Source organism: Ensifer aridi (assembly GCF_002078505.1).
GTDB classification, from domain to species: domain Bacteria; phylum Pseudomonadota; class Alphaproteobacteria; order Rhizobiales; family Rhizobiaceae; genus Sinorhizobium; species Sinorhizobium aridi.
This window is the reverse complement of record NZ_LUAV01000002.1, coordinates 378,641-393,673: the sequence shown is the minus strand read 5'-3', so window position 1 is coordinate 393,673 and position 15,033 is coordinate 378,641. Positions and strand designations below refer to the sequence as shown.

At 64.1% G+C, this 15,033-nt stretch carries 11 protein-coding genes and 1 pseudogene; 7 read left to right on the top strand and 5 right to left on the bottom strand.

All coding sequences use genetic code 11. From position 1 onward, the window contains the following. Positions 1-127: 127 nt before the first annotated feature. From AYK65_RS02205 to AYK65_RS02195, 3 genes are all read right to left on the bottom strand, one after another. The gene (locus AYK65_RS02205; RefSeq protein WP_046119972.1) at positions 128-904 is read right to left on the bottom strand and encodes an isocitrate lyase/PEP mutase family protein; all 777 of its coding nucleotides are present in this window, start codon (positions 902-904) and stop codon (positions 128-130) included. An 85-nt stretch (positions 905-989) separates the two neighbouring features. Continuing rightward, positions 990-2,078, bottom strand: a complete 1,089-nt coding sequence (locus AYK65_RS02200; protein ID WP_046119973.1) for a bifunctional transcriptional activator/DNA repair enzyme AdaA — start codon at positions 2,076-2,078, stop codon at positions 990-992. 56 nt (positions 2,079-2,134) lie between these two features. Further along, positions 2,135-3,049, bottom strand: a complete 915-nt coding sequence (locus tag AYK65_RS02195; protein WP_081157866.1) for an EamA family transporter — start codon at positions 3,047-3,049, stop codon at positions 2,135-2,137. Between the two features lie 92 nt (positions 3,050-3,141). Here AYK65_RS02195 and AYK65_RS02190 point away from each other — a divergent pair, with 92 nt between their 5' ends. Then, positions 3,142-3,855: a pyrimidine 5'-nucleotidase gene (locus AYK65_RS02190; RefSeq protein WP_139793106.1), complete on the top strand. Its 714-nt coding sequence runs from the start codon at positions 3,142-3,144 to the stop codon at positions 3,853-3,855. Positions 3,856-3,870: 15 nt separating this feature from the next. Here the strand turns inward: AYK65_RS02190 and AYK65_RS02185 are convergent, their stop codons facing one another. Next, positions 3,871-4,770, bottom strand: a complete 900-nt coding sequence (locus AYK65_RS02185) for an LOG family protein (RefSeq protein ID WP_026613426.1) — start codon at positions 4,768-4,770, stop codon at positions 3,871-3,873. Between the two features lie 313 nt (positions 4,771-5,083). On the opposite strand from AYK65_RS02185, the gene dapD reads away from it, so the two are divergent. From dapD to AYK65_RS02170, 3 genes are all read left to right on the top strand, one after another. Beyond that, positions 5,084-5,941 (top strand): 2,3,4,5-tetrahydropyridine-2,6-dicarboxylate N-succinyltransferase, encoded by an 858-nt coding sequence (dapD, locus tag AYK65_RS02180; RefSeq protein WP_046119975.1) that lies wholly within the window; start codon positions 5,084-5,086, stop codon positions 5,939-5,941. Between the two features lie 2 nt (positions 5,942-5,943). Continuing rightward, positions 5,944-6,327: a DUF805 domain-containing protein gene (locus AYK65_RS02175; RefSeq protein ID WP_026613428.1), complete on the top strand. Its 384-nt coding sequence runs from the start codon at positions 5,944-5,946 to the stop codon at positions 6,325-6,327. 154 nt (positions 6,328-6,481) lie between these two features. Next, positions 6,482-8,380: a DEAD/DEAH box helicase gene (locus AYK65_RS02170; protein WP_081157865.1), complete on the top strand. Its 1,899-nt coding sequence runs from the start codon at positions 6,482-6,484 to the stop codon at positions 8,378-8,380. 61 nt (positions 8,381-8,441) lie between these two features. Here the strand turns inward: AYK65_RS02170 and AYK65_RS02165 are convergent, their stop codons facing one another. Beyond that, on the bottom strand, positions 8,442-9,380 hold the full coding sequence (locus AYK65_RS02165; protein ID WP_026613430.1) for a LysR family transcriptional regulator: 939 nt from the start codon (positions 9,378-9,380) through the stop codon (positions 8,442-8,444). 137 nt (positions 9,381-9,517) lie between these two features. Between AYK65_RS02165 and AYK65_RS02160 the strand changes: the two genes are divergently transcribed. The 3 genes and pseudogenes from AYK65_RS02160 to AYK65_RS02150 all read left to right on the top strand — a co-directional run bounded on the left by AYK65_RS02160 (position 9,518) and on the right by AYK65_RS02150 (position 14,905). After that, the gene (locus AYK65_RS02160; protein ID WP_026613431.1) at positions 9,518-10,333 is read left to right on the top strand and encodes an alpha/beta hydrolase; all 816 of its coding nucleotides are present in this window, start codon (positions 9,518-9,520) and stop codon (positions 10,331-10,333) included. 52 nt (positions 10,334-10,385) lie between these two features. Next, positions 10,386-11,589, top strand: a pseudogene (locus AYK65_RS02155) (efflux RND transporter periplasmic adaptor subunit). Between the two features lie 130 nt (positions 11,590-11,719). Further along, complete coding sequence (locus tag AYK65_RS02150) at positions 11,720-14,905, top strand: efflux RND transporter permease subunit (protein ID WP_046119978.1); 3,186 nt, start codon at positions 11,720-11,722, stop codon at positions 14,903-14,905. Positions 14,906-15,033 lie beyond the last annotated feature (128 nt).

Here is a 15,033-nt window from a genome sequence, read left to right as displayed (position 1 = left end):
GAGCGGAGTGCCTGGGCTGGGTGCTCCCATCCACGGCAACGTTCGTGAGAAGCGAGGCGCCGCCCCCAATTCCTTCTCCCCGTATGTGCGGGGAGAAGGTGCCGGCAGGCGGATGAGGGCAACCGCCCTACTTACCCGCACCTCCGTACACCTTCTCCGCCTCTCCCCGCAGCCACGCGATCATCGCCCGGTAGGGGAATGGTCCGTAGCTTACCCGGCCGACACCGGCGGCGGCGAGCGTATCAAGATCCGGCGCGCCCGGCTTCATCATTACATTCACCGGCAGAGGTGATGCTGCACAGAGCCTGGCGATGAGCTCTTTGTCGGCGAGCCCCGGGGCGAAGAAGCCGCTTGCTCCCGCCTCGGCATAAGCCGCAGCTCTGGCAATCGCCTTGTCCATGAGACCTGCATGGCGTGCCGCGTCGTTCTCCTGCAGGAACAGGTCTGTGCGGGCGTTGATGAACAGCGGAACGCCTTGACGCTCCGCCATTTCGCGGATGGCGCGAATGCGCGCCGTCTGCTTGTCGATCGCATGGACACCGGCCTTGCCGACGATCTGGTCTTCGAAATTGATGCCGATCGCGCCGGCATCGATGAGCTCAGCCGCATTGGCGGCGCCCTGGGCCGGGTCCTCCGAATAGGCGCCTTCGAAATCGACCGAAAGCGGAAGCTCGGTCGCAGCAACGATCTCGCGGACGATCTCGATCAGCAGCGCCAGCGGTATTTTTTGCCCGTCGGCAAAGCCATGGGCGGCCGCGACCGACCAGCTTCCGGTCGCGAGCGCCTTGGCGCCGGCCTCGGCGACGCAGCGGGCGCTGCCCGCGTCCCAGATGTTGTAGAAAATCACCGGATCGCCCTTGCGGTGCAGCGCCGTGAAGGCGATCGCCCTTTCCTCCTGGTTCATCGCATCTCCTCCCAAACATGGATGTGAATGTGAACGACTCTTGTAGGCAAAGTGGGACGCGGACGGAAGGCCGGCCACCTTTTCCTCATCCCGCCCTGAAAAGTCCGACAGGCCTCATCTTTCCCTCGTGCCGAAGCAGCCATTGCTTACGCGCAATGCCGCCGCCATAACCGGTCAAGGATCCGTCCGCGCCGATGCAGCGGTGGCAGGGGACGACGATCGCAATGCGGTTGGAGCCATTGGCCCTGGCGACCGCACGGACCGCCTCCATGGTAGCGACCTCCCGCGCGATGTCGCCATAGGACCGCGTCTCGCCCAGAGGTATTTCAATGAGCTTCGCCCATACTTGGCGCTCGAAGGCACTGCCGTCGAGAGCCAGGGGAGTGCAAAAGTCGCCCGAGCGACCCTCGAAATAGGCCTTGAGTTCGGCCTCGATCTGCTCAATCGGCGGCGTCCTGCCCGGAACGACCGCCGATCGCACCTTTCGCTTCAGGCTTTCCAGCTCGGCCGGCAACGCCTTGCGATCGTGGAACTCGAGGAGATGAAGATGGGTCCGGTCGGCTACCGCCACCATGGGCCCGAGTGGCGTTTCTATCCAGTCGGCAAAGAGCAGTGCGCGCCCCTGCGATCTTGCCGGCGCCTCGCCGATCAGCTTCGCGAAGGCGGCGCGGAAGCCGCTAGGCGATTCATAGCCTGCGTCGATCTGCGCCTCGATGACGCTGGCGCCAGTCGAAAGCTGACGCGCCGCCTCGGCCATTCGCCTCTGTCGGGCGAGATCGAGAAAGGTCACGCCGAGGGCCCGCTTGAAGGCGCGCCGCACGGTCGACGGATCGAAGCCGCGCTCTACGAGATCCTGCTCCGTCCAGCGACGGTCCGGCTGACGGTCGAGCAGCTCCATGAGGCTCTTGACCAGCGGCTCCTTCTCGGCTGCCTGCTCCAGCGGACGGCATCGCTCGCAGGGCCGGAAGCCGGAATCGATGCAGGCGGCGATGCTATCGAAGAACAGGGTGTTTTCCCGCTTCGGCTTGCGGGCAGGACAGGAGAGCCGGCAGAAGATGCCGGTGCTCTTCACGCCTGCGAAGGCTTGGCCCTCATAGTCGGAACTGCGGGCCAGCAGCGCATCGTAAAGGACATCGTCGTTGGGCAAATCGAAAAGCATGCCGCTTTGTAGCATCCGCCGACTGCGCCGTCCGCCGAAAATCGGGCGCGTATTTCTCTTTGGACGTCCGCTTACAGCACGACGAGCATGACGACGCCGAGCACGATCAGGAGACAGCCCAGGAGTTCAAGACGATTGATCCATTCGCGGAAGATGAAGAAGGATGAGGCGAAGGTGAAGAGCATCTCCACCTGCGCCACCACCTTGACGATCGCGGCCTGCTGCAGCGTCATCGCCGCGAACCAGCCGAAGGAGGCCGACGCACCGACGAGGCCCACGACGAAGGCGGGCTTCCAGGCGGCACTGATGCGCTTCAACTCGTCCGGCTCCCGCGCGACGATCCAGGCGAGCATGATGACGGTCTGGACCAGAATGACGATGCCGAGAGTGAAGCTCGCCTGCATCAGGTAATCCGGTGCCGGCAGGCTGGGGGCGAGCGCCAGCGAGGCGGAGCGATAGGACACGGCGGAGAGCCCGAAGCAGGTGCCCGAGAGCAGGCCGATGCCGGCGGTGCGACTGAAGACCGATGTCACCAACGACCGCGCGCTGAGCGCCGTTCGAGCGACCGAGATCAGCATGACGCCGATCACCGAGATCGCGATCGCGATGAGCGCGCCCTGGCTCGCCTTCTCCCCAAGGAAGATCAGTCCGAAGAGCGCCGCCTGTGCGGGCTCGGTGCGCGAATAGGCGGTGCCGACCGCGAAATTGCGAAAGGAGAAGAGATGCACGAGCAGGAATGTCGCGGCGATCTGCGCCAATCCGCCGACGACCGCCCAGAGGAAGAAGGTCGCGTTCGGTATCGGCAGCGGATGCCCGGCGACGCGCCAGAGCATTACGAGATAGAAAAGCGCGAAGGGCAGGCCGAAACCGAAGCGCACGAATGTCGCGCCGGTCGTGCCCATGACGCCTTTCAGGTGTTTCTGCATGGCGGAGCGGACATTCTGAAGGAAGGCCGCTGCGACGGTGATGAGAACCCAGGTTTCCATATCCGCCGGCTAGCATGCGGGAGGGAGACAATCCAGCACTGCGGCGAATAATCCGTTTTCCTTCGTCGGCCCGCCATGCCATAACCCGGGCCATGAAGAAGCTCGACCGTCTCCCGTCCCATGCCGAATTCGCCCATGTCACCGACTGGGTCTTCGATCTCGACAACACGCTCTATCCGCACCACGTCAATCTCTTCGCGCAGATCGACCGCAACATGACGGCCTACGTCGCCGAGCTCCTGTCAATGGACCCGGCTGAAGCGAAGAAGCTGCAGAAGGAATATTACCGCGACCATGGCACCACGCTTCAGGGGCTGATGATCCATCACGGCGTCGATCCGAACGACTTCCTGGAACGGGCACACGCGATCGACTACAGCGTCGTTCCGGCGGATCCGGCCCTCGGCGAGGCGATCAAGGCATTGCCCGGGCGCAAGTTCATCTTCACCAACGGCAGCGTTTCCCATGCCGAGATGACGGCGCGCGCACTCGGCATCCTCGAACATTTCGACGACATATTCGACATCGTCGCCGCCGATTTCGTGCCAAAGCCCGCCGGCGACACCTACGACAAGTTCATGGGTCTTCACCGGATCGACACGCGCAATGCGGTGATGTTCGAAGATCTGCCGCGCAATCTTCTGGTGCCGAAGGCGCTCGGCATGACGACCGTGCTCCTGGTGCCGCGCAACCTCGAATACGAGTTCGCCGAAGCCTGGGAAACATCGAGCGACGCAGACGAGCAGATCGACTACGTCACCGAGGATCTCGCCGGTTTCCTGCGCCGGGTCGTTTTGCCGGTGTAATCCGAGACCTGCCGATCATCGCCGGCCGGATGCCATCGGCACCGAACGCGGGTCGATCGACTCATAGAAGCGGGCGATGATCTCCCAGGCCTCTTCGGCCGTCTCGACGAAATGCACGAGGTCGATATCGTTCGGCGAAATGGTGCCGAACTCGGCGAGCGCCTCGAAATTGATGATCGAGCGCCAGAACTTCTCGCCGAACAGAATGAGCGGCACCAGGGCGAGCCGGCCGGTCTGCATCAGCGTCACCGTCTCAAACAGCTCGTCGAGCGTTCCGAAACCGCCCGGGAACACCGTCACCGCCTTGGCGCGCAGCAGGAAGTGCATTTTGCGGATGGCGAAGTAATGGAAATTGAACGACAGATCCGGCGTGACGAAGCGGTTCGGCGCCTGCTCGTGCGGAAGCACGATATTCAGCCCGATTGAGGGTGCGCCGGCATCGGCGGCGCCGCGGTTTCCCGCCTCCATGACGCCCGGGCCGCCGCCCGTCACGATGACATATTCCTTGTAGCCAAGCTTTGCCGACTGTTCCGAGCACAGGCGAGCGAATTTGCGCGCCTCGTCGTAGTAGATTGAAGCGGCTTCCAGATTCTTGCGCTGGACATCGTTCTTGGCCGCCCAGGCCTCGCCGCCTGGCTCGGGAATGCGCGCGCCGCCGAACATGACGACGGTGGAGTTGATGCCGCGCTCCTCAAGCATCATCTCCGTCTTCAAAAGCTCAAGCTGCAGGCGGACCGGTCTCAGTTCCTCGCGGCAGAGAAAGTCGTCGTCGATATAGGCGAGGCGGTAGGTCGGCGAGGCCGACTGCGGCGTCAACGGCACGGTCGATGCGCGCTGTCTGCTCTGCGCGCTGTCTGCCAACGGATCCCAGACCCCATCCCTGCGGCGCAGATTGCGCTTTCTCATGCGTGCCATTTTCATCTTCCCGTCGCGTTTCGAACAGCCGAGACCTCGTCCGGACGCTTCCTTTCGCGGTTCCTCGGCCATAGAGGCGTCCTACTGCCGGAAACCTCGAAGCTTGCCAAGTCTTGTTGAAGGAGGGAAGGCGAAAAGGCCTTCAACTTTTCAGCATGGTAGCTCAGGGCATCGCGCGCTTTCCTGAACGCGCGAGGGCGCAGTGAGACCTTGAATCGCAGCATAATCCCTTAGGACCGGTTCCGATTCGGGGAATTATGCAGTAGAGCTTGCAGCACAACCGCCGAACCCTGCCGAACCCTAAGGAATTCCGATGACGCACTACGACCTCGCCTCCCTGTCGCAGACGATCGAGACCGCATTTGAAGATCGCGAAACCGTCAATACCGGCACCCGCAGCGCGGTTCGCGATGCCGTCGAAGCGGCGCTCAACCTGCTCGACAGCGGCAAGGTGCGCGTTGCCGAGCGCGGCGAGGACGGAACCTGGACCGTCAATCAGTGGCTCAAGAAGGCGGTCCTCCTCTCCTTCCGCCTGAACCCGATGGAGCTCGTCAAGGGCGGCCCCGGCGACTCGGTCTGGTGGGACAAGGTCCCGTCGAAATTCGACGGCTGGAGCGTGAACGAATTCGAGAAGGCCGGCTTTCGCGCCGTGCCGAACTGCGTCGTCCGTCGCTCGGCCTATATCGCCCCCAACGCGATCCTGATGCCCTCCTTCGTCAATCTCGGCGCCTATGTCGGTGAAGGAACGATGGTCGACACCTGGGCGACCGTCGGCTCCTGTGCCCAGATCGGCAAGAACGTCCATCTTTCCGGCGGCGTCGGTATCGGCGGCGTGCTGGAGCCGATGCAGGCGGGGCCGACGATCATCGAGGACAATTGCTTCATCGGCGCGCGCTCGGAGGTCGTCGAAGGCTGCATCGTCCGCGAGGGCTCGGTGCTCGGCATGGGCGTCTTCATCGGCAAGTCCACCAAGATCGTCGATCGCGCAACGGGCGAAGTGATGTATGGCGAAGTCCCGCCCTATTCCGTCGTCGTCGCCGGCTCGATGGCGTCGGGCGCGACCATGGCCAACGGCCAGCCGGCGCCGAACCTTTATTGCGCCGTCATCGTCAAGCGGGTCGACGAGAAGACCCGCGCCAAGACCGGCATCAACGAACTGCTCCGGGATTGATCATGGCCGAGGAAGGGCGGCAGCCGAGCATGACCTGGCTGTTCTTCAGCCCCTCGGGCCGCATCGGCCGCCTGCCCTTCCTATTCTCCTGGCTGTTCTGGTTCGTCGTCGGCTCGATCTTTCTCATGCAGGTGCTGAAGAATGAGGCTGAGGAGACAGCACTCGCGCTCTGGACCCTGGCGCTGATCGTCTCCGGCGTGCTTTCCACCGTCTCCATCGCCATGCTGGCGATCAAGCGCCTGCATGACATCGGCTATCCCGGGCCTTTGGCGCTCTGTCTCTTCATCCCGGTGCTGAGCCCGATCGTCTTCATCGCGCTCTGCCTCTGGCCGGGCGCGGACGGAGCAAACGAATATGGCAGCCGCCGCAACGCCCCGCGGCTGTAGCGATTCCGCCTGTACATTCTCCTTAACGCCCGGTATGTAGCGCGGCAACGAACAGGGCCGCGACATGTTGGCCGCGGCAATCGACGCCTGATGAGGACCCGATCCGAGGTCCGCTCCTCTGCCGGCGTGAAAACCGAAATCCGAAAGACGAGAGATGACAGAGTTTGAAGGGATCGCGCCTGCGATCGCCGAGGCGTTGGCAAAACGCGGTTACGATGCGCTGACCCCGGTTCAAAAGGCAATGCTCGACCCGGCGCTCGATGGCGCCGACGCACTGGTTTCGGCCCAGACCGGTTCCGGTAAGACGGTGGCCTTCGGCCTCGCGCTCGCGCCGACGCTTATCGGCACGAGTGGACGGTTCGATGCGGCCGAAGCGCCGCTGGCGCTCATCATCGCGCCGACGCGCGAACTGGCGCTGCAGGTCAAGCGCGAGCTCGAATGGCTTTACGACATCGGGGGCGCCACCATCGCCTCCTGCGTCGGCGGCATGGACATGCGCCGCGAGCGGCGGGCGCTCGAACGCGGCGCCCACATCGTCGTCGGTACGCCGGGGCGGATCTGCGATCACATCCGACGGGGCTCGCTCGATATCGCGGCGCTGCGCGCCGTCGTGCTCGACGAGGCGGACGAGATGCTCGATCTCGGCTTCCGCGAGGATCTGGAATTCATTCTCGAGGCGGCGCCGACCGAACGCCGTACGTTGATGTTCTCGGCGACGGTGCCGCGCTCGATCGCGACGCTCGCGAAGAACTATCAGCGCGACGCCGTCCGCATCGGCATCGCGTCGGAACAGAAGCAGCATGGCGACATCGAATACCGTGCCCTCGTCGTTGCGCCGAGCGATCGCGAGAACGCCATCATCAACGTGCTTCGCTATTACGAGGCGAAGAACGCGATCGTCTTCTGCTCGACCCGCGCGGCCGTCAACCACCTGACCGCGCGGTTCAACAATCGCGGCTTTTCCGTCGTCGCGCTTTCGGGCGAGCTCAGCCAAAACGAACGCACCCATGCGCTGCAGGCCATGCGCGACGGCCGCGCCCGGGTCTGCATCGCGACCGATGTCGCGGCCCGTGGGATCGACCTGCCGGGCCTGGAGCTCGTGATCCACGCCGATCTGCCGACCAATTCGGAAACGCTGCTGCATCGTAGCGGCCGCACCGGCCGCGCGGGCCGGAAAGGCGTCAGCGCACTGATCGTGCCGGTCAATCAACGACGGAAGGCCGAGCGACTGCTCGATGGCGCCCGCATCACCGCTGCCTGGGCAAAGCCGCCCTCGGCAGACGAGGTGACGCGCCGCGACGACGAGCGGCTGCTGGCCGATCCGGCATTCGACGAACCTCTCGCCGATGACGAGCGGCCAATCGTAGAGATGCTGATCGAGCGGCACGGGTTGGAGAAGGTCGCTGCCGCCTTTGTGCGGCAGTTCCGCGCCGGCCGCTCGGCGCCTGAAGATCTGTCGGATGTTGCAATTGCCGGCGATCGCGGGACGCGGCGCGACCGCCCGGTCACCGAACGCGAAACAGCCGCCGTGCCGCGAGCCGACTTCACCGACGGCAGCTGGTTTTCGCTTTCCGTCGGGCGCAAGCAGAGTGCCGAACCACGCTGGCTCATTCCCATGCTCTGCCGCCACGGCAAGCTCACCAAACGCGATATCGGCGCAATCCGCATGCAGGCGGAAGAGACCTATGTCGAATTGACCTCCGAGGGGGCGGAACGCTTTCTGTCGGCGATCGGACCCAACCGGATGCTGGAAAAGGGCATTCGCATCAAGGCGCTTTCAGGCGCGCCCGACCTTTCGCAGCCACGGCAGGAGAAGCCGGACTTGGAAAAGAAGCGGCCGCGGTCCGATGACACCGGACCGGTGCGCGAGAAAAAGGATTTCGGGCCGAAGCGCAAGTTCGAAAAGAAGCCTGCCTTTGCTCAGGACTCCGACGTTGCAAAGCGCGACGAGAAGCCGTGGACCAAGAAGAAGGGAAAATCCGAGGCGAAGAAAGAGGGCGGCGGCATCAAGCCGAAGGGCAAGCGCAACAATGCCAAGAGCCGGCAGGCCTGAGCTCTTTGCTAGACCGCCGGGGCGGAAACCCCGTTTCCGCGAGCGCGACGCCGCGGGCGCGTTACGACGCCGAACGGACAAGTGAGACGTCCGCCTGATCGGCGTCGATTTGCGCCACCACCTTCACCACCCAATCGGCAAAGACGCGGAGCCGGCTGCTCAGATGCCGGTTCGGCGGATAGACCAGATAGATCGGCATCGGATCGACCTGCCAATCGGGCAGCACCGGAACCATTGTGCCGGCGCGAATATCCTCGCGCACCATGAAGAGCGGCGCCTGGATGATGCCGAGGCCTGCCCGTGCGGCGGCGATATAGGTCGTCGACTCGTTTGCCGCCACCGTGTAGCGGCCGTTGACCTCGATCTCCTCGTTTCCGCGCCGGAAATGGAACGGCATCTGTTGCCCCGATTTCGGCAGGAAATAGCCGACGACGTAGCAATTCTTCTCGAGATCGGAAGGGTGCTGCGGCACCGGATGCCGCTCGAGAAAATCCCGCGAGGCGCAGGCGATGAACCTCATCTCCGTGATACGGCGGGCAATCAGCGACTGGTCCGTCAGCGTCCCGGCGCGGATGGCGCAATCGACGTTCTCGGCGAGATAGTCGATCGTCCGGTCGGAAACGCCGAGATCGACCTGTATGTCCGGGTATTTCTTGTGAAATTCCGGCAGCGCCGGAATGATGATCAAGTTTGCGAAAGCGCTCGCCGTTTCGACGCGCAGCCGCCCCTTCGGCAGGCTCTGGGCGCTCGATAGGCTGCCGTCCAGTTCGTCGAGATCGGAGAGCAGGCGAGCAGCGCGTTCATAGTAGAGCGCGCCGTCCGGCGTCACCAGCACCCGTCGCGTCGTGCGGTTCAGGAGCTTCGTCCTCAGATGCGCCTCCAAGCCCTGAATGAGATTGGTGACGGTCGCCTTCGGCATGTTGAGAGAGGCGGAAGCGCGCGTGAAATTGCCGGTCTCCACCACCCGGAGAAACACGCGCATGGCCGTGAGCTGGTCCATTTTCAATAACCGAATTGTTCGAGATACCGAATAGTGTAGTCAGGACCCGCAGACTATTCCAGACGAAAGACAATGTTATATTGCAAACATGGCGGGTTGTCCCTCATCTAGGGATTCACCCCCAGTAGAGGCAAGAGATGGATATGCATTTTACGGAAGAGACGATGCAGACGAGCCACGGCTCGTGCCGCGCGCGCGTCTACCGGGGTGCATCGCTGCTCTCCCCGCCGCCGGTGGTGCTGCATCTTCACGGCGGGAGCTTCGTCGAGGATTCGATCGCGGCGGGGGAAAAGGTGGCCAATGCACTGGCAGCCGCGGGCGCTGTCGTCATTTCGCCGGAGTACCCGTCCGCGTGCCTCAACCCCTTCCCGGCGGCGCTCGAGGCCGCCTATGCCATGCTTTCTTCAATGCGCAGCCGCTGTCCGCAGTTTGCGCACAAGAAGTCCATGCTGTTCGTCGCCGGCGAGGAGGCGGGCGGAAACCTTGCGGCCGGCCTGGCGCTGATGGCGCGCGACCAGTACCTCACCGACCTCAAGGGCCAGATCCTGCTCTCGCCGATGCTCGACCCTTGTCTCGCGACGCCGTCGTTCCGAAAGTTCTGTCCGCAGAGCTCGGCGCAGTCGATCGCCGACGGTTGGCAGCAATATCTCGGCGAGCGCAGCGGGCTGACGCATCCCTATGCGGCGCCCGGCCATTGTACGCGGCTTGGCGGCCTCGTTCCGGCACTCGTCATCACCAGTGACGAATGTCCTATGCGCGACGAGACCCAGGCCTACGCCGAGCGGCTGCGCAAGGCCGGCGTTCCGGTGGAAATACACGTACTGCCAGGTCGCGCCGCCTGGCTGCCCGCCAATGCCGCGGCTGAGCAAAACTGGCCGTCGCAAGAAAAGACCATATCCGGCATCTTCGCCCGCTTCTTTGAGCAGGCGGGCGCGAAGCCGACAAAGCAGTAAACAGACAAAGCAGTATTGAAGCCGGACTCCCAACCGGCGAGGAGAGAAAAACATGACGTCGACCGTAACCCGCCGGGTCCTGTGGGGCGCCGGCCTCAGCATCCTGTTGTCCGTCGCCGGTGGAGCAGCCGTGTTCCTCGGCGTTCCAAGCCATTTCAAAGCGGACGCAGCGACTGAAGCGCCGGCAGCGGCACCTGCCGTTCCCGTCTCCGTAGCCAAGGCGGAAGCGCGCCGCATCACCACCTGGGAAAGCTTCTCGGGCCGTCTCGAGGCGATCGAGCGGGTCGAGGTTCGCCCCCGCGTTGGCGGCGCAATCCTGAGTGCGCATTTCCGCGAGGGTGCCGTGGTGCAGAAGGGCGACCTGCTCGTCACCATCGATCCCGAACCCTATGCCGCCGCAGTGGAGCGCGCGGAAGCCGACGTCGCGGCGGCCGAAGCGCGCGTCGCTCTGGCAAAGACGGAACTCGAGCGCGGCCGCAAGCTGGTCACCACCAGCGCGATCCCGCAAAGCGGCGTCGACCAGCGGCTCGCCGCCTTCGACGAAGCGCAGGCGAACGTCCGCTCGGCAAAGGCGGCGCTGCGCTCGGCCCGCCTAGACCTGCAATATACCGAGGTACGCGCACCGATCACCGGGCGCGTCGGCAGGCTGGAGGTGACGGCCGGCAACCTGGTCGCCTCTGGCTCGGCTTCGCCCATCCTGACCACGCTCGTCTCGGTCGATCCGATCTATGCGAGCTTCAACGTCAGCGAGGAAGTGGTGGCGGCAGCGCTCGCCAAGCTTTCCGCCTCCGCCGGCACCGATGCGATCGAACGCATCCCCCGTCGAGATCGGCACCGCCGCCGACGAGGGCACGCCGATCAGCGGCCATATCCAGCTCATCAACAACGAGGTGGATGCGGCGACCGGCACGATCCGTGTACGCGCGGCGCTCACCAATGCCGACGGCCGGCTGATCCCGGGCCAATTCGTGCGCATCCGGATCGGCGATCCGCAGCCTGAGGAAAAGCTGGTGATCAGCGATCGCGCCATCGGCTCGGATCAGGACAAGAAATTCGTCCTGGTCGTCGGATCGGACAACAAGGTGGAGTACCGGCATGTGACGCTCGGCCCCGTCGCCGACGGCCTCCGGATCGTCGAGAGCGGCCTCAAACCGGGCGAGAGCATCGTCGTCAACGGTCTGCAGCGCGTGCGTCCCGGCGTCGTGGTCGCCCCGCAGCCGGTCGAGCAGGCGACCGCCTCGATCGCCAAACCATAGCAAGAGAGCCCTCCTCGCCTAGAGGCGGGCGCTCAAAAAGATATTGCAACGGCATGCATCGGCGCGTGCGGCGACAAGTCTTCGCCGCAGACGCCCTGCCCTTGCCTGAAGTTCCCAAAGGGGGATCGTTATGAACTTCTCACGCTTCTTCGTCGACCGCCCGGTCTTCGCGGGCGTTCTATCCGTGCTCATCTTCGTGGCGGGGCTCATCGGCATGACCGGTCTCCCGATTTCCGAATATCCGGAAGTTGTGCCGCCGCAGATCGTCGTGCGCGCCCAATACCCTGGCGCCAACCCGGCCGTCATTGCCGAAACCGTCGCGACTCCGCTCGAAGAGCAGATCAACGGCGTCGAAGGCATGCTCTATATGCAGAGCCAGGCGACCGCCGACGGGTTGATGACGCTCACCGTCACCTTCGAGCTCGGGACCGACCCGGACCAGGCCCAGCAACTGGTGCAGAACCGCGTCTCACAGGCCGAGCCGCGGCTGCCGGAAGAGGTGCGCCGTCTTGGCGTCACGACCGTCAAGAGCTCACCCGACCTGACGCTCGTCGTGCATCTGCTTTCACCGAACGGGCAATACGATATCAACTATCTGCGCAATTACGGCGTCCTGAACGTCAAGGATCGCCTGGCGCGTGTCGAAGGCGTCGGTCAAGTGCAGATCTTCGGCGGCGGCGACTATTCGATGCGCATATGGATCGACCCGCAAAAGGCGGCCGAGCGCGGACTTGCCGCAAGTGACATCGCCAATGCCGTCCGCGGACAGAACGTCCAGGCGGCCGCCGGCGTCATCGGCGCCTCGCCGTCCGTTCCCGGCCTCGACCTGCAGCTTTCGGTCAATGCACAAGGGCGGCTCAGGACGCCGGAAGACTTCGCCGAGATCGTCGTCAAGTCCGGCGAGAACGGCGAGATCACGCGCCTCGGCGACATCGCCCGCGTCGAAATGGGCGCGGCGGACTATTCGCTGCGGTCGCTCCTCGACAACAAGGCCGCCGTCGGCATGGGCGTCTTCCAGGCGCCGGGCTCCAACGCCATCCAGATCTCCGAAAACGTCCACAAGGTCATGGCCGAGCTGAAGCAGACCATGCCGGAAGGCGTGGACTACGAGATCGTCTACGACACGACGCAGTTCGTCAGAGCGTCGATCGAATCGGTGATCCATACGCTGCTCGAAGCGATCGCGCTCGTGGTCGTCGTCGTCATCGTCTTCCTGCAGACCTGGCGGGCCTCGATCATTCCGCTCGTCGCCGTGCCGGTTTCGATCGTCGGCACCTTCGCGGTGATGTATGTCTTCGGCTTCTCGATCAATGCGCTGAGCCTCTTCGGCCTGGTGCTGGCGATCGGCATCGTCGTCGATGACGCCATCGTCGTCGTCGAGAACGTCGAACGCAACATCGAGCAAGGGCTGTCGCCGATCCAGGCGACCTATCGCGCAATGTCGGAGGTTTCCGGTCCGATCATCGCGATCGCGCTGGTGCTCGTCGCGGTCTTCGTGCCGCTCGCCTTCATCACCGGGCTTACCGGCCAGTTCTACCGCCAGTTCGCACTGACCATCGCGATTTCGACGGTGATCTCGGCCTTCAACTCGCTGACGCTGTCGCCGGCACTCGCCGCCCTGCTTCTGAAGGACCACCACGCGCCGAAGGATAGGCTGACGCGGATCATGGACGCCCTGTTCGGCTGGTTCTTCCGTGGCTTCAACCGCTTCTTCGGAGCGAGTTCCGAAGCCTATGGCCGCGGCGTCGGCGGCATTCTCACGCGCAAGTCGTTGATCATGGGCCTCTATGTCGTCCTCCTCGGCGTCACTTTCGCATTGTTCCGCGCGGTGCCCGGCGGCTTCGTTCCGGCGCAGGACAAGCAGTATCTGATCGGTTTCGCGCAGCTGCCGGACGCAGCGACGCTTGACCGCTCGGAGGACGTCATCCGGCGCATGAGCGAGATAGCGCTCAAGCACCCGGGCGTCGAGCACGCCATCGCCTTCCCCGGCCTGTCGATCAACGGCTTCACCAACTCGTCAAACTCGGGCATCGTCTTCGTGTCGCTGAAGCCCTTCGAGGAGCGCAAGACGCCGGAACTCTCAGGTGGCGCGATCGCGATGCAGCTGAACCAGGAGTTCGGCGCGATCCAGGATGCGTTCATCGCCATGTTCCCGCCGCCGCCCGTACAGGGCCTCGGCACGACGGGCGGCTTCAAGCTGCAGATCGAGGACCGGAACGGCCTCGGCTATCGTACGCTCGACGACGCGGCCAAGGCCTTCCTCGAGAAGGCGATGGCAACACCGGAGCTCGCCGGGCTTTATTCGAGCTTCCAGATCAACGTGCCGCAGCTCTATGCCGACCTCGACCGCGTCAAGGCGCGCCAGCTCGGCGTAGCGGTGACGGACGTGTTCGAGACGCTGCAGATCTATCTGGGTTCGCTCTACGTCAACGACTTCAACGCCTTCGGCCGCACTTACAGCGTGCGCATCCAGGCCGATGCGAACTACCGGGCGCATGCCGACGACATCGGCAAGCTGAAGGTCCGTTCGCAATCGGGCGAGATGATCCCGCTCTCGGCGCTGCTCAAGGTGGAACAGACGGTGGGTACCGAACGGGCGATCCGCTACAACGGCTTCCTCGCCGCCGACATCAATGGCGGGCCGGCCCCGGGCTTCTCCTCCGGCCAGGCGCAGGCCGCAATAGAGCGGATCGCCGCCGAGACGCTGCCGCCCGGCATTTCCTACGAGTGGACGGACCTGACCTATCAACAGATCCTCGCCGGCAATTCGGGCATCCTCGTCTTCCCGCTGGCGCTGCTGCTCGTCTATCTCGTGCTTGCGGCCCAATATGAAAGCCTGATGCTGCCGATCGCGATCATCATGATCGTACCGATGGGCATCATGGCGGCGCTTACGGGCCTTTGGCTGACGGGTGGCGACAACAACGTGTTCACGCAGATCGGTCTCATCGTGCTCGTCGGTCTTTCGGCCAAGAACGCGATCCTGATCGTCGAGTTCGCCCGCGAACTCGAGCTTTCCGGCAAGAATGCGGTCAGCGCCGCGATCGAGGCGAGCCGGCTGCGCCTTCGGCCGATCCTGATGACCTCGATGGCCTTCATCATGGGTGTCGTGCCGCTGGTTCTGTCGACGGGCGCCGGCGCGGAGATGCGCTCGGCGATGGGCATTGCCGTGTTCGCCGGCATGATCGGCGTCACAGCCTTCGGCATCTTCATGACGCCGGTCTTCTACGTGCTGATCCGCAAGCTTTCCGGCGAGCGGCCCCTGAAGCATGCCGGCGGGCACATCGAGGCGCCGCATCTCGCCCCCGGCGAATAGCCTTCCCTGCCCAACAACGGGTATTCCCACAGGCCGGACACTTGTCCGGCCTGTGTCTTTTCGAGCCGCGCCAAAGATCCGGCCTCCCTCATCGCGCGTGACAGCCGGTGATCGATCGGATAAACCGG

Excerpts from the sequence above, each read along its gene's own strand:
- AYK65_RS02190 (WP_139793106.1), top strand. The coding sequence starts at position 3,142 with ATGAAGAAGCTCGACCGTCTCCCGTCCCATGCCGAATTCGCCCATGTC.
- AYK65_RS02185 (WP_026613426.1), bottom strand. The coding sequence starts at position 4,770 with ATGGCACGCATGAGAAAGCGCAATCTGCGCCGCAGGGATGGGGTCTGG.
- AYK65_RS02205 (WP_046119972.1), bottom strand. The coding sequence starts at position 904 with ATGAACCAGGAGGAAAGGGCGATCGCCTTCACGGCGCTGCACCGCAAG.
- AYK65_RS02170 (WP_081157865.1), top strand. The coding sequence starts at position 6,482 with ATGACAGAGTTTGAAGGGATCGCGCCTGCGATCGCCGAGGCGTTGGCA.
- AYK65_RS02195 (WP_081157866.1), bottom strand. The coding sequence starts at position 3,049 with ATGGAAACCTGGGTTCTCATCACCGTCGCAGCGGCCTTCCTTCAGAAT.
- AYK65_RS02175 (WP_026613428.1), top strand. The coding sequence starts at position 5,944 with ATGGCCGAGGAAGGGCGGCAGCCGAGCATGACCTGGCTGTTCTTCAGC.
- AYK65_RS02200 (WP_046119973.1), bottom strand. The coding sequence starts at position 2,078 with ATGCTACAAAGCGGCATGCTTTTCGATTTGCCCAACGACGATGTCCTT.
- dapD (WP_046119975.1), top strand. The coding sequence starts at position 5,084 with ATGACGCACTACGACCTCGCCTCCCTGTCGCAGACGATCGAGACCGCA.
- AYK65_RS02150 (WP_046119978.1), top strand. The coding sequence starts at position 11,720 with ATGAACTTCTCACGCTTCTTCGTCGACCGCCCGGTCTTCGCGGGCGTT.
- AYK65_RS02165 (WP_026613430.1), bottom strand. The coding sequence starts at position 9,380 with ATGGACCAGCTCACGGCCATGCGCGTGTTTCTCCGGGTGGTGGAGACC.
- AYK65_RS02160 (WP_026613431.1), top strand. The coding sequence starts at position 9,518 with ATGGATATGCATTTTACGGAAGAGACGATGCAGACGAGCCACGGCTCG.